Below are 13,295 nucleotides of genomic sequence, written 5' to 3' on the forward strand. Positions count from 1 at the left end.
CCCGGGCGCCTGGTTTTTCGCCCAATGATGACATCAGCCTGGTAATAGCCCGGAGTAACAGGGTTAACGATAGACAGGATGACGACGGCAGAGCTCCACCACCTGCTCGCGCACGTGGTGCCCGACCCTCTCGCTGTCGCCGTTTTCCAGGGCGTCCAGCACGTCGCACAACCAGCCCGCCAATTGTTCACATTCGATCACGCCGAAACCACGGGTGGTGATGGCCGGGGTACCGATACGCAGCCCGGAGGTCACGAACGGTGAGCGCGGGTCGTTGGGCACCGAGTTTTTGTTGGCGGTGATGTAGGCATTGCTCAGGGCCGCGTCGGCTTCCTTGCCGGTATAAGGCCTGTCGGACAGGTCGATTAGCATCATGTGGTTATCGGTGCCACCGGAGACGATCTTGTAACCCCGCTCTTGCAGCACGGCCGCCATGGCCCGGGCGTTGATCACCACCTGGGCCTGATAGGTTTTGAACTCTGGCTTCAGTGCTTCCTTGAAGGCGACGGCCTTGGCGGCGATCTGGTGCATCAATGGGCCGCCCTGGACACCCGGGAATACCGCAGAGTCGAGCTTTTTGTAGAATGCTTCATCTTGTCCCTTGGACAAAATCAAGCCACCCCGTGGGCCCCGCAGGGTCTTGTGCGTGGTGCTGGTGACCACATGGGCGTGCGGCAATGGGTCCGGGTATTCGCCAGCGGCGACCAGGCCTGCGACGTGGGCCATGTCGACCCAGAACATGGCCCCGACCTTGTCGGCAATGGCTCGCATGCGCGCCCAGTCTTTGTACCGGGAGTAGGCAGAAAAACCACCGATCAGCATCTTCGGCCGGGTTTCCAGGGCGATACGTTCCATCTCGTCGTAGTCGAGAAGGCCCGTCTTCGGGTCAAGGCCATAAGGAACGATCTTGTAATGACGGCCCGAGAAGTTTGAAGGGTTACCGTGGGTCAGGTGCCCGCCTTGGGCCAGGTTCATGCCCATCACCGTATCGCCGGGATTGATCAATGCCAGGAATACCGCGGCGTTCGCCTGTGCCCCCGCATGCGGCTGCACGTTGGCGTAGTCGCAGTTGAACAGGGTCTTGACCCGCTCGATGGCCAGGCGCTCGGCCACATCGACATACTCGCAGCCGCTGTAGTAGCGCTTGCCTGGATAGCCTTCGGCGTATTTATTGGTGAGCACGGTGCTCTGGATTTTCATCACCAGAGGGCTGGCGTAATTTTCGGAAGCGATCAGTTCGACGTGGTCTTCCTGACGATGTTCTTCGTTATGAATCGCCTCACACAGCTCGGCGTCGAATGCTTTAAGGGTCAGCGTTGAGTCGTACATCGGGTTGGCTTCCTGTAGAGCTGGATCAAGATGTTAAGGGAGGTATCAGCGGCGACTATTCATCACGTTCCGGACGGGCATCCGCGGTCGGCCAGTAGTAGGCATCCGGCATGGCACGTGCGCCGAAGATGGCCTGACCGACACGCACCACGGTGGCCCCTTCTTCAATAGCGACTTCAAAATCACCGGACATGCCCATGGACAGTTCCTCCAGCCCGACGCCCGCCGGGGCGTGCTGGCGCAAGCGCTCGCGCAGTTCGCGCAGCCGTACAAAGCAAGGGCGGACACGGACCACGTCGGCCGAAAACAGCGCCAGCGTCATCAGCCCACGCACCCGTAACGCCGAGAACGCCGGCAGGGCGTACAAAAAGTCCGCGACGGCTTCGGGCGCCAAGCCGTATTTGCTGGCTTCGCCGGAGGTGTTGACCTGAACGAACACATCCAGTTGGCGCCCCTCGATGTGCAGGCGACGATCCAGGGCCTCGGCCAATCGCAGGCTGTCCAGCGCCTGAAACTCACTGGCAAAACACGCCACCTGCTTGGCCTTGTTGGTTTGCAGGTGGCCAATAACCGACCATTGCAGGTCGGCAAGGTCGGTCATGGCCTGCCATTTGCGCTGCGCTTCCTGCACCTTGTTCTCACCGAACAGGCGACAGCCGGCGGCGTAGGCCAGACGCAGATGAGCTTCGTCAAAGGTCTTGCTGACCGGCAGCAGACGCACACTCGCCGGATCACGTCCGACCCGCTGACAGGCATTGGCGATTCGCTGCTGCACGGCTGCCAGGTTGCGGCAAAAGTCCTCGACGCTGGTGGCCTGTGGGTAACGGCCATGACGCTCGTGCAAGGTGACAGTTTCTTCCAGTTGATCGAGCATCAGTGGGTGGCTCCTTTGGTCGTCACAACAGCGTCGGCAGCCGGAATGACCAACGTCTCGCGACGCGGCAAGCGCCCATTGAGTAAGGCGTAGGCCGCCAGACCGATCAGCAACCCCCAGAACGCCCCACCGATCCCCAGCAAAGTGATGTTCGCGGCGGACGCGAGAAAGGTGATCAGCGAGGCTTCGCGGGTTTTGACGTCAGCCATGGCGCTGGCCAGGCTGGCGCCGATAGTGCCGAGCAGGGCCAGCCCGGCCAGCGTCGTAATGAAGGTGGGCGGGAACGCCATGAATACCGCGGCGAGGGTCACCCCGAAAATCCCGACAAGCATGTAGAACACGCCCGCGGCAACCCCGGCGATCCAGCGCTTGGACGGATCCTCCGAGGCTTCTTTGCCGGTGCAGATGGCCGCCGTGATGGCCGCGATATTGAAGGCGTGAGAACCGAAGGGCGCCATTAGCAAGGAGCCCAGCCCTGTGACAGTCAGGACAGGATTAGCGCTGGTGCTGAAGCCATCGTTGCGCAGCACCAGCATGCCCGGCATGTACTGGCCGGTGAGGGTGATCAGGAACAGCGGCAGTGCCACACTGAGCAGCGCATTGATCGAAAACTCAGGCTGGGTGAATACCGGTGCCGCGAATTGCAGCGCCAGCCCCGACAGTTCTACACGGCCCTGCGTCAGTAGAAATGCCAGCCCCAGCACCAGAATGCCCACCACCGCATAGCGCGCGGTAAAACGCTTGAGCACAACGTAAATGGCAATCAGCAACCCGACCAACATTGGGTCAAGACTCATGCCACCAAACGCGCCGATCCCGAACTGCAGCAAGATACCGGCCAGCAGGCCCGCAGCCACACCCGACGGAATCAGGCGGATGAGTTTTTCGAAGCAACCGGACAACCCCAGCAGCACGAAGGCGGCGGCCGAAATGATGTACGCACCCACCGCCTCGGCGTAGGGCGTGGTGGACAGCGCGACGACCAGAAAAGCCGCGGCGGGTGTCGACCAGGCGGTAATGATCGGCTCACGGCTCACCCAACTGAGAAACAGCCCGGTAATGCCCACGCCAATCGACACCGACCATACCCACGACGCCGTCAGCTCGGGGCTGAGCCCGGCCACCTTGGCGGCCTGAAAGACCAGGATGAACGTGCCGCCATAGTTGACGATGACTGAAATCATCCCGGCGACAATCGGATGCAGAAGGTCCCGTAGACGCAGGGGCGATGACAATACTGAAGACGACATGATGGCTTTGCTCCTTGCAAAACTGCCCCGGGCGAGGGGATTTATAGTGCTGAAATGGCATGTTTCTCCCTGACACTTTGTCGTAGAGGGCCAGACCGCTTGCTGTGACTGAAAAGCGATCCCTACCTCAGCCATACGCGCGGGCAAAACTCTTCATGAAGTCGGTCAATGCATCGACCGATCACCGAGCGCAAAGGCAGTGACGAGGGGCGGATTCTACGGATAGACTGGCCTGCCTTTGCAGGCCAATTTACTAGGATCAGGCAGACCGCATGGCGAAAACGTTCGAGCTGGAAACGCTGAAAATGCGCCTCAACGATGTTGAGTTTCAGCTGTTGAATCTGCATCAGCGGATTCAGCGCGCACTGCGTGCATTGATCCTCGATGGCGCCCTTGACCCAGGCTTGAAGCTGCCCGCGACCCGGGTTCTGGCCAAGTCACTCGGGGTTGCCCGCGACACTGTTGAAAACGCCTACGTGCAACTGCACCGCGACGGTTTTATCGTGCGGCGCGAGGGGGCTGGCAGTTATGTCTGCGAAACGCTGGGCACCGAATTACGCGGCGCAGCGCGCCGACGCATCAAGGCGCAGGAAATCAAAAGCAGTCAGGCGGCAGCGGGGGCGGGATTGAGCCAGCGCGGGCGGATGATCTTCGACAGTGGCGGCGTGAACGATCAGCAGGTAATCAAGGCATTCGCGACCGGCCTGCCGGAAACCCGCACCTTCCCCACCGATGTCTGGGAGCGCCTGCAACGCCAGGTCATGAAGGACTATCGCGCCAACGTGCTGTTGCACGGCGATCCGCAAGGTGCCGAGCCGCTGCGCAAGGCGATTGCCACCTACTTGAACCTCGAGCGCGGGGCCAAATGCTCTCCCGACCAGATCATGGTGCTGAGCAGCACTCGCCAGGCCCTCTTTCTGTGTGCGCAATTGCTAGTGGACGCCGGCAAACCGATCCTGTTGGAAAACCCCGGTTACTATGGCGCCAAAAAGGCCTTTGAAACCGCCGAGACCAAGGTTCTGCCCATCGATGTCGATGAACTGGGCATACGTACCGACCTGCTGTACGCCGACCGCAGCGGCGCCAATTGCGTTTATGTCACACCGTCTCATCAATACCCCACCGGCGCGACCTTGCCGCTGGAACGTCGTCTTGAGTTGATCAACTGGGCAGCGGAGAAGGGCAAATGGGTCATCGAAGATGACTACGACAGCGAGTTTCACTACGACGGGCAACCGACCGCCTGCGTACAGGGCCTGGACAAGTATCAGCGTACGCTCTACATCGGCACCTTCAGCAAGACCCTCTACCCTGGGTTGCGAATGGGTTACATGGTATTGCCCCACGAGCTGATCAAAGCCTTCACCTACGCGCGCAGCATGATGGACGGCCACACGCCACAAATCCTGCAACTGACCCTGGCGCGCTTCATGGAGGACGGCCATTACAACGCCCACGTCCGAGCCATGCGCAAGCTGTATGCCGGACGCCGCTCCATCATGCTCGACACAATCGGCAAGCACTTGGATGGCATCGTTACCGCCTTGCGCCCTCCCGGCGGGCTACAAATTCCCTGCCTGCTGCACGATGGCTGGTCTGAAGAAAAAACCATCCGCCAAGCGGCCAGCGCGGGCGTACAGCTTTCCGGCCTGAGCCGGTTGTACGCCGGCAAGGAGAAGAAACAAGGCTGGTTATTGGGTTACTCGTCCCTGACCGCTTATGAAATCGAAGCGGCCATGCTGCGCCTGGCCAATGCACTGAAAACCCGGTAGGGCATTTTGGGAGGGCTCGCGCGATTCCCGTCATTGCTGACCAAACCTGGCTGGAAACGGCGTGTGAACGGCTGACTTGTCGCTGCGCGCGGCCCATCGACTGCTCAAGGTTGCTCGCACCCTGGCGAACCTTGAGCAAATCGACGGCATTACCGGTGAACACCTGGCCGAAGCGCTACAATATCGGCCGACAATGCTCTAATCAGCATCATCCCTTGGTGAGATCAACCAACGGCGTCTGCCGCACCTCGGTCTCCCGACCATCCTGAATCTCGCTCACCTGCTTCAATGCCTTATCCACAGCCGCCTTATCCGCCAGCAAGCTGTAGTTGATGCGGAACTGCTTCTGTTCCTTCGGCCCAATTGTCGGCACCAGGTTCAGTGGCCGCTGATACCGGCGGTTGTAGGAAAAACTCGTTCCCGGTTCCAGCCCCGTGACATAGCCCTGCCCTTGGGTATCGGTGTTTTTCCACAGGGAGAACACGGGCAGTGTTTGCGTATTGAAGCCGACCGAGACGCCCAGGCTGCCGGCCTTGTTATGCAGCACGGTCAGCGTATCGCCTTTGGCATCGGCATACGGCACCACGTTGTAGACCGTTTCGTCGTAGTCCTTGGTCGGTGCGCGGTAGGTTTGCCAGTCGGGCAGATCGCCCTTGGCCTTATCGTTGAACGGCGACACCTGTTTCACCGGCGCGGCGAAACGAGCGCCCTGCTCCAGGAATGGCGTACTGAAGTTGCTGTGATACAGCGCCTGATATTCCTTCGGATAGTCGCCGTTGTTGGTCAGGGTATCGTTGAGGGCGAACGCTACGCTGCCGGGTTCGGTGACGAGTTCGGTCGCGACGGAGAAGTCGACTTTCTTGAATGCCTGCTCTTTCAATTCGCCGCGCAGGGTGATTGCGTACGGCGGTTTCTCATCGATGTGCAGGATGACTTTGTTCGCCGGGATATTAGCGGCGCGACCGTGCAGGGTCAGCAGTTCGCCGTTGTCCATGCCAGGGTGGCCGACCCATTCGTAGCCGCAGCGGGTGACCAGTTCATTGAAACCTTCCAGCCAGCCCAAACCACCACGGCCGTTGAGTTCGATGAAGGATGGATTGACCACTTCCTTGACCGGCGAATCCCAACCCATGCGCACATCGCCAACCGAGGCTTGCAGGACGTTCATACCGCGAGTCGGCACCACCGAGAGTTTCATCGTGCCGTTATCGATGTCGACGATACTGACGCCCTCCTGCCGACCGCCATGCAAGGTGCGCAGGGTCACGCTGAAGGGTTTGTCGGTTTTTGCCCCGAGTTGCTGGCTGGTGATTTGCCAGTTCTGGGCGGCTTTGTCGGTGTCGAGCAGGACGTAATCCCAAGCCATGGCGTGGGAAGCAGCGGACAGTGCGCTGAGAGTGACGAAAAGTTTAAGCGGAGTCATGGCAGCAGCCTTTCTTGGAGTTGTGCCAATTTTATAGACCTGAAGAAACGTTTCAGCAAGCTTAAAAATGCCAACTACGGTGGCAAATGCCAAGAAAGACGACCAGGCAACCGGTGAGGTAATTGATTCACCGCCATGGCGGCGGTCAGCCCAGACGTTCGACATCCGGTAATTCCATGGCCCGGACTTCGCCTTGCAGGAAATCGCTGAGGCGGCGCAAACGCTCACCGCCGGGGCGGGTTTTCGGCCAGACCAGGTAATAATGCTCCCCACTGGCGACAGCCGTCGGCCACGGCAAACTCAGACGCCCCTGCGCAACATCCTCCGCCACCATCAGCAAGTCGCCCATGGACACGCCGTAACCTCGGGCAGCGGCGATCATGCCCAGTTCCAGCGTGTCGAACACCTGCCCGCCCTTGAGCGAGACTTGATCGGTCAGGCCCATTCGCTCCAGCCAGTTGCGCCAGTCACGACGGTCCGGCGTCGGGTGCAGCAACTCGGCACTGGCCAGGCGCGCAACGTCCCACGGTTGATCCTTGCGAAGATTTGGCGCGCCCACCGGAATCAGCTCTTCGGGGAACAGGAGAGTCGTCTCCCAGTCCGGTGGAAAATGCCCGTTGCTGAGGATGACAGCGCAGTCGAAGGGTTCGTGGTTGAAGTCCACCGTATCGATGTCCATCCAGGCGCTGGTCAATTGCACCTCGTTCCCGGGTCGCAGGTGCCGAAAACGGCTGAGCCGCGCCAACAGCCAACGCATGGTCAGGGTCGACGGGGCTTTCATGCGCAAGATGTCGTCCTCGGCGCGCAAGGTATTGCAGGCCCGCTCGAGGGCGGTGAAGCCTTCGCGAATGCCGGGCAGGATCAGCCGCGCCGACTCAGTCAGTTGCAGGTTGCGCCCGCTGCGATGAAACAGCCGACAGGCAAAATGCTCTTCGAGCGTACGAATGTGCCGACTGACCGCACTTTGCGTGATCGACAGTTCTTCGGCGGCGCGGGTAAACGAGCTATGCCGCGCCGCCGCTTCGAAAGCTCGAAGGGCATACAAGGGAGGAAGACGACGGGACATCGGGAAAGCTCCTATAGCGCGGTTGCATCAACTTATCAGAAAGCCCCATACATGAGTTTTAATCATGCCACCCATCCTTTTTATCCCTTTGTGGAAAGGCCGCAGAGCGCCGAGAATCGACGCTTCCTGTTCATTCTGACACTCGAGCGTGATGATCATGCAGCATCCAGCGCGTATTGAACTCTGGGCCATTCTGCGGCTGGCGGGGCCGTTGATTGCCTCGCAGTTGGCGCACATGCTGATGGTCCTCACCGACACATTGATGATGGCGCGCCTGAGCCCCGAAGCGCTGGCGGGCGGCGGTCTGGGTGCGGCGACGTATTCGTTCGTGTCGATTTTCTGCATCGGGGTGATCGCCGCCGTCGGCACCCTGGTGGCGATTCGTCAGGGCGCGGGCGACATCATCGGCGCGGCGCGGCTGACCCAGGCCGGGTTGTGGCTGGCATGGTTGATGGCGCTGGTGGCGGGGTTAGTGCTGTGGAACCTGAAACCGGTATTGCTGCTGTTCGGCCAGACCGAAACCAACGTCCGGGCGGCTGGTCAGTTTCTGTTGATCCTGCCGTTCGCCCTGCCCGGCTACCTGAGCTTCATGGTGCTGCGCGGCTTCACCAGCGCCATCGGCCGGGCGACGCCGGTGATGGTCATCAGCCTCGCCGGCACCGTGGCCAACTTCCTGCTCAACTATGCATTGATCACGGGCCTGTTCGGTCTGCCGAAAATGGGCCTGGTGGGCATCGGCCTGGTCACGGCGATCGTGGCCAACCTCATGGCGCTGGCGCTCGCGTTGCACATTCGCCGGCATCCGGCCTACGACGCTTATCCATTGCGTCAAGGTTTGTCGCAGCCCAACCGCCAGTACTTGAAGGAGTTGTGGCGCCTGGGCCTGCCAATTGGCGGCACCTATGCGGTGGAGGTCGGCCTGTTTGCCTTCGCCGCGCTGTGTATCGGCACCATGGGCAGTACGCAACTGGCGGCCCACCAGATCGCCCTGCAAATCGTCTCGGTGGCGTTCATGATTCCGGCGGGGCTTTCTTACGCGATCACTATGCGCATCGGTCAGCATTACGGCGCCGGGCAATTACTCGATGCGCGGCTGGCCGGACGGGTCGGAATTGCCTTTGGTGCGGCGGCAATGCTCGGCTTCGCGATGGTCTTCTGGCTGTTGCCGCATCAGTTGATCGGCTTGTTCCTGGACCACAATGACCCGGCGTTCCGCGAAGTCATCAACCTGGCCGTGAGCCTGCTGGCGGTGGCGGCGTGGTTCGAACTGTTCGACGGCACGCAAACCATCGCCATGGGCTGCATCCGTGGGCTCAAGGATGCCAAGACCACCTTCCTGGTGGGCTTGGGTTGTTATTGGCTGATCGGCGCACCCGCCGCGTGGTGGATGGCGTTCCATTTGAAGTGGGGACCGACGGGGGTCTGGTGGGGCCTGGCGCTGGGACTGGCGTGTGCGGCGGTGAGCCTGACGCTGGCGTTTGAGTGGAAGATGAAGCGGATGATTCGGCGGGAGCCGGCGTCAGGGGCGAGTTTCCAAGTCGCCCAGCCAGATTGAGATCCCTGTAGGAGTGAGGCTGTGTGGCGATCCGACAAGCTCCCTCGCCACAAAAGCATCCACAGTTGATTGTGGTCAGCTCATAACTTCCAGTGCAGGCTGCTGACTGCTGCCAAAGGTCAAATACTCCACCAACTCCACCAACGGCAACGGCTTGCTGATCAGATACCCTTGCACCTGGTCGCAACCGAATCCGCGCAATAAATCCAGCTGTTCCAGTGTTTCCACCCCTTCGGCAACCACTTCGAGGTTGAGGTTGTGCGCCAGATTGATCATGGCGTGCACCAGTTTGCGATTCTCTTCCCGCTCTTCCATCCCGCCGACAAAGCTCTTGTCGACCTTCAACAATGCAATCGGCAGGCTGTTGAGGTGCACGAACGAAGAGAACCCCGTGCCGAAATCATCCAGCGAGAAGCGCACGCCCAAACGTCCGAGGGCGTCCATGGTCTGCTTGACCAGATCGCTGCGACGCATCACCGCGGTTTCGGTCAATTCAAATTCCAGCCATTGTGCCTCGACGCCTCGCTCGGCAATCAGCCGGCTCAGGGTCGCCAGCAACTGGCTGTCCTGAAACTGTCGAAACGACAGGTTGATTGCCATGTGCAGTGCTGGCAGCCCCCGCTCACGCAACGCCTGCATGTCCCGCAGGGCCCGGGAAATCACCCAGTAACCCAGCGGCACGATCAAACCACTTTGCTCGGCCAACGGCACGAATTCGCTGGGGGGCAACAGGCCGCGTTCGCCATGACGCCAGCGCACCAACGCTTCGAGGCCGACGATCTGCCCGTCCTCAAGGTTCAGGCGTGGCTGGTAATGCAACTCCAGCTCATCGCGGCGCAAGGCCCGGCGCAGTTCGCTTTCGAGGTCGGCGATGCTACGGGCATTGCGATTGATCCGCTCGTTGAAGATGTGAAAGGTACAGCCCTGAGTACTCTTGGCTTGCTGCATGGCGATGTGCGCGTGCCACATCAACGGGTCGGCGCCGGCCTGCGCTCGTGCATGAGCGATGCCAAGGCTGGAACCGATCAACAGGCTTTCGCCATCGATCCAATAGGGTTCGGACAGGGCTTCGGTAATGCGTTCGGCCATCCATTCGGCGCGCTGAGGGGCGCGGCGGGTGTCGATCAGCAGGGCAAACTCGTCGCTGCCCAGCCGCGCCAGTTGATCACTGGCCTCCAGTTGGCTTTTCAACCGCGAGACCACTTGCAGGATCAACCGATCGCCAGCCTGATGGCCGAGGGCGTCGTTGGCGTGTCGAAAGTTATCGAGGTCGAGGTGACCGAGGGCCAGGCCGCGACCTTCGTTTTCAGCCAGACGCGCCGCCAACAAGGTCTGGAAGCCCTGACGGTTGGCGATACCGGTCAACGGGTCCTGCTCGGCCAGGCGCTGCAAGGTGTTTTCCAGCACGCCGCGTTCACGCACATGGCGCAGGCAGCGGCGCAACATGCCGGGCTCCAGCAGATTGCGCACCAGCCAGTCGCTCACACCGTCGGGCGGCGCCAGCGGCTCGTGTTCGAGCAGCAACACCGTCGGCAAGTTGCAACGGCCGGGTGCTGGCTGAAGCGCGGGAATCGTCAACAACACCGCGCTGCGGTTGTCATCAAACAGGTTGCTGACTGACTCCCAGCTCGGCGCGCTGAGCAGCACAGCCGAACTCCCCATCGGAGCCAGACACTCGCGCAACAACGCTGCCCACGCCGGCTCTTCGGCCAGTAACAGCAAACGCAAGGGTTCGACAGGCGTAGACAAGCTAGCTCCTAGACTCTGCAAAGATGTAGGCGGCGGGCATTATGCCGCGCGGGTAACCAATGACCAAATGACATCGGTTATCAAACACGGCTTTGGGCGTATTGAATACGAACATTAGACGTAAATTCACTGCGCATCCTGCGTGAAAGTAACAAAACCGGCAAATAGAGATCGCGTGTTGCGTCACAAGTCGGAGAGAGCAGCACAATTCGCTGAGCCTGTTAAAATGCCGGCCCATTTCGCTAATGACTCCCTGACTTCGTATGTCCCGACTCAATCCCCGGCAGCAAGAAGCCGTGAACTACGTCGGCGGCCCTCTTTTGGTGCTCGCCGGCGCAGGCTCCGGCAAGACCAGCGTGATCACCCGAAAAATTGCGCATCTGATCCAGAGTTGCGGCATTCGCGCCCAGTACATCGTCGCCATGACCTTTACCAACAAGGCCGCGCGGGAGATGAAGGAACGGGTCGGCACGCTGCTCAAGGGCGGCGAAGGCCGCGGCCTGACGGTCTGCACCTTCCACAACCTGGGCCTGAACATCATCCGCAAGGAACACGTGCGGCTGGGCTATAAACCGGGCTTCTCGATCTTCGACGAGACCGACGTCAAAGCCCTGATGACCGACATCATGCAGAAGGAATACTCGGGCGACGACGGCGTCGACGAGATCAAGAACATGATCGGCTCGTGGAAAAACGACCTGATTCTGCCGCCCGAAGCCCTGGAAAACGCGCGCAATCCCAAGGAACAGACCGCCGCCATCGTCTACACCCACTATCAGCGCACGCTCAAGGCGTTCAATGCGGTGGACTTCGACGACCTGATCCTGCTGCCGGTCAAACTGTTCCAGGAACACGCCGACATCCTGGAAAAATGGCAGAACAAGGTCCGCTATCTGTTGGTGGACGAATATCAGGACACCAACGCCAGCCAGTATTTGCTGGTGAAACTGCTGATCGGCAAACGCAACCAGTTCACCGTGGTGGGCGACGACGACCAGTCGATCTACGCCTGGCGCGGCGCCCGCCCGGAAAACCTGATGCTGCTCAAGGATGATTACCCGTCCCTGAAAGTGGTGATGCTCGAGCAAAACTACCGTTCCACCAGCCGCATCCTGCGCTGCGCCAACGTGCTGATCTCCAACAACCCGCACGAGTTCGAAAAACAGCTGTGGAGTGAGATGGGCCACGGCGACGAAATCCGCGTGATCCGTTGCCGCAACGAGGACGCCGAAGCCGAGCGCGTGGCTGTGGAAATCCTCAGCCTGCACTTGCGCACTGACCGCCCCTACAGCGATTTCGCGATTCTGTATCGCGGCAACTACCAGGCCAAGCTGATCGAGCTGAAGCTGCAGCATCACCAGGTGCCTTACCGACTTTCCGGTGGCAACAGCTTTTTCGGACGTCAGGAAGTGAAAGACCTGATGGCCTACTTCCGGCTGATCGTGAACCCGGACGATGACAACGCCTTCCTGCGAGTGATCAATGTCCCACGCCGGGAAATCGGTTCGACCACGCTGGAGAAGCTGGGTAACTACGCCACCGAACGAAAAATCTCGATGTACGCTGCCACCGACGAAATCGGCTTGGGCGAGCATCTGGACACGCGCTTCACCGATCGCCTGTCACGCTTCAAGCGTTTCATGGACAAGGTCCGCGAGCAGTGCGCCGGCGAAGACCCGATCTGCGCCCTGCGCAGCATGGTCATGGACATCGACTACGAGAACTGGCTGCGCACCAACAGCTCCAGCGACAAGGCCGCCGATTACCGCATGGGTAACGTCTGGTTCCTGATCGAGGCGTTGAAGAACACGCTGGAGAAAGACGAAGAAGGCGAGATGACCGTCGAAGACGCCATCGGCAAACTCGTTCTGCGCGACATGCTGGAGCGTCAGCAGGAAGAGGAAGACGGCGCCGAAGGCGTGCAGATGATGACCTTGCACGCCTCCAAGGGTCTGGAATTCCCCTACGTGTTCATCATGGGCATGGAAGAGGAAATTCTTCCGCACCGCTCCAGCATCGAAGCCGACACCATTGAAGAGGAACGTCGCCTGGCCTACGTCGGGATTACCCGGGCGCGTCAGACGTTGGCGTTCACCTTCGCCGCCAAGCGTAAGCAGTACGGCGAGATCATCGACTGCGCGCCTAGCCGTTTCCTCGATGAACTGCCACCGGACGACCTCGCCTGGGAAGGTAATGACGACACTCCCGTTGAAGTCAAAGCGGTTCGCGGTAATACCGCATTGGCGGATATACGCGCGATGTTAAAGCGCTAGAATC

At 60.3% G+C, this 13,295-nt stretch carries 9 protein-coding genes and 1 pseudogene; 4 read left to right on the plus strand and 6 right to left on the minus strand.

Annotation, left to right across the window (positions count from 1 at the left end; translation table 11 throughout):
• Window positions 1-63: 63 nt before the first annotated feature.
• The 3 genes from glyA to LOY56_RS25735 are packed head-to-tail and all read right to left on the minus strand — an operon-like array spanning window position 64 to window position 3,453.
• Window positions 64-1,329, minus strand: a complete 1,266-nt coding sequence (gene glyA / locus LOY56_RS25725) for a serine hydroxymethyltransferase (protein WP_258618141.1) — start codon at window positions 1,327-1,329, stop codon at window positions 64-66.
• 55 nt (window positions 1,330-1,384) lie between these two features.
• Window positions 1,385-2,203, minus strand: coding sequence for a YggS family pyridoxal phosphate-dependent enzyme (locus LOY56_RS25730; RefSeq protein ID WP_258618142.1), 819 nt, complete (start codon window positions 2,201-2,203; stop codon window positions 1,385-1,387).
• Complete coding sequence (locus LOY56_RS25735) at window positions 2,203-3,453, minus strand: benzoate/H(+) symporter BenE family transporter (protein WP_258618143.1); 1,251 nt, start codon at window positions 3,451-3,453, stop codon at window positions 2,203-2,205. Before LOY56_RS25735 ends, LOY56_RS25730 begins: the two co-directional genes overlap by 1 nt.
• Window positions 3,454-3,725: 272 nt before the next feature.
• Here LOY56_RS25735 and LOY56_RS25740 point away from each other — a divergent pair, with 272 nt between their 5' ends.
• Both LOY56_RS25740 and LOY56_RS25745 read left to right on the plus strand, forming a co-directional pair.
• Entirely contained in the window at window positions 3,726-5,225 is a 1,500-nt protein-coding gene (locus tag LOY56_RS25740; RefSeq protein WP_258618144.1) for a PLP-dependent aminotransferase family protein, read from the plus strand.
• 38 nt (window positions 5,226-5,263) lie between these two features.
• A pseudogene (locus LOY56_RS25745) lies at window positions 5,264-5,427 on the plus strand (magnesium chelatase); the annotation flags it as partial.
• Window positions 5,428-5,433: 6 nt separating this feature from the next.
• On the opposite strand, the gene LOY56_RS25750 reads toward LOY56_RS25745, so the two are convergent.
• Window positions 5,434-6,648 (minus strand): aldose 1-epimerase family protein, encoded by a 1,215-nt coding sequence (locus tag LOY56_RS25750; RefSeq protein ID WP_258618147.1) that lies wholly within the window; start codon window positions 6,646-6,648, stop codon window positions 5,434-5,436.
• Window positions 6,649-6,793: 145 nt separating this feature from the next.
• Window positions 6,794-7,714: a LysR substrate-binding domain-containing protein gene (locus LOY56_RS25755; RefSeq protein WP_258618149.1), complete on the minus strand. Its 921-nt coding sequence runs from the start codon at window positions 7,712-7,714 to the stop codon at window positions 6,794-6,796.
• 157 nt (window positions 7,715-7,871) lie between these two features.
• Here LOY56_RS25755 and LOY56_RS25760 point away from each other — a divergent pair, with 157 nt between their 5' ends.
• Window positions 7,872-9,269 carry a NorM family multidrug efflux MATE transporter gene (locus tag LOY56_RS25760; protein WP_258618151.1) on the plus strand — a complete coding sequence of 466 codons (1,398 nt, stop codon included), beginning with the start codon at window positions 7,872-7,874 and terminating at the stop codon, window positions 9,267-9,269.
• Window positions 9,270-9,344: 75 nt separating this feature from the next.
• Here the strand turns inward: LOY56_RS25760 and LOY56_RS25765 are convergent, their stop codons facing one another.
• Window positions 9,345-11,018: a bifunctional diguanylate cyclase/phosphodiesterase gene (locus LOY56_RS25765; protein ID WP_258618152.1), complete on the minus strand. Its 1,674-nt coding sequence runs from the start codon at window positions 11,016-11,018 to the stop codon at window positions 9,345-9,347.
• 263 nt (window positions 11,019-11,281) lie between these two features.
• On the opposite strand from LOY56_RS25765, the gene rep reads away from it, so the two are divergent.
• Window positions 11,282-13,291, plus strand: a complete 2,010-nt coding sequence (gene rep, locus LOY56_RS25770) for a DNA helicase Rep (protein ID WP_258618153.1) — start codon at window positions 11,282-11,284, stop codon at window positions 13,289-13,291.
• The last annotated feature ends 4 nt before the right edge of the window (window positions 13,292-13,295 follow it).

This window comes from Pseudomonas sp. B21-048, assembly GCF_024748615.1.
Lineage (GTDB): Bacteria > Pseudomonadota > Gammaproteobacteria > Pseudomonadales > Pseudomonadaceae > Aquipseudomonas.